The organism is Streptomyces sp. 2A115 (assembly GCF_052245575.1).
GTDB lineage: Bacteria > Actinomycetota > Actinomycetes > Streptomycetales > Streptomycetaceae > Streptomyces.
This window is the reverse complement of the sequence record NZ_JBQQCG010000235.1, coordinates 1-1051: the sequence shown is the minus strand read 5'-3', so window position 1 is coordinate 1051 and position 1051 is coordinate 1. Positions and strand designations below refer to the sequence as shown.

Genomic DNA, 1051 nt, shown 5'->3' with positions numbered 1-1051 from the left:
CGGGCCGCACCGAGAACTGCCAGATCGGTGTCTTCGCCGCCTACGCCAGCACGGCCGGCCGCGCCCTGGTGGACCGCGAGCTCTACCTGCCCAAGTCCTGGACCGACGACCGCGACCGCTGCCGCGCGGCCAAGGTCCCCGATCAGCGGGAGTTCGCCACCAAGAACACCCTCGCGGCGACGATCGTCCGCAGGGCGCTGGCCTCGCCGCTGCCGATCGCCTGGGTCACGGCGGACGCCGCTTATGGACAGGACAACCGCTTCCGCCGGATGGTGGAAACAGCCGGCGTCGGCTATGTCCTGGCCGTCCCCAAGTCCCAGTTCTCCCTGGCCGGCCCACGCATCGACAGGGCCTTCGAGCAGGCCCCCGACCAGGCATGGGAACGCCGTTCCTGCGGCGCGGGCGCGAAGGGGCAGCGCGAGTACGACTGGGCGGCTGTCCAGTTGCGCCCAGTGGCCGAGTACGACCACCAGGACGGCGTGTTGATCCGTCGGCGCTGGGCGCTGGCACGGCGCAGCTTGAGTCGGCCGGACGAGATCGCCTACTACCTCGGATACGCACCGTTGGATGTCGGAGTGGACGAACTGGTGCGGGTCGCCGGCGCCCGGTGGGCGATCGAGGAGTGTTTCCAGGCGGCAAAGAACGAGTGCGGCCTGGACGAGTACGAAGTCCGACGCTACGTCGGCTGGTACCGACACATCACCCTGGCCATGCTCGCCCACGCCTTCCTCGCGGCGATGAGCGCGCGAGCAGCCGAAAAGGGGGGCCCGCCGGTGATGATGCCGTGGTCATCGAGCTCACCGTGGCGGAAGTGCGGCGACTCCTGGCAGCTCACCCACCCCGAACCCTTCGCGCCCACACCCATGCGTTGAGCTGGTCGCACTGGCGCCGACGACGCCAAGCGGTGGCCCGCCGCTGCCACTACCGCCGTCGTGGACACTCCTTCGAGGGGCGTGCAGGCAGAAGCCGTCCGTGACAGCGTCTTGCCCGCTACACTCCCACCGCTCCACGTTTTCCCAGGTCAAGCCACGAAGTACTGCTGGAGTACTAG

Annotated in this window: 1 protein-coding gene; it reads left to right on the top strand. The window is 69.2% G+C overall.

Annotated features, from left to right (window positions below):
* The coding region (locus tag ACTWQR_RS55775) for an IS701 family transposase (protein ID WP_443235024.1) at nucleotides 1-872 on the top strand (872 nt) is incomplete at its 5' end.
* Nucleotides 873-1051 lie beyond the last annotated feature (179 nt).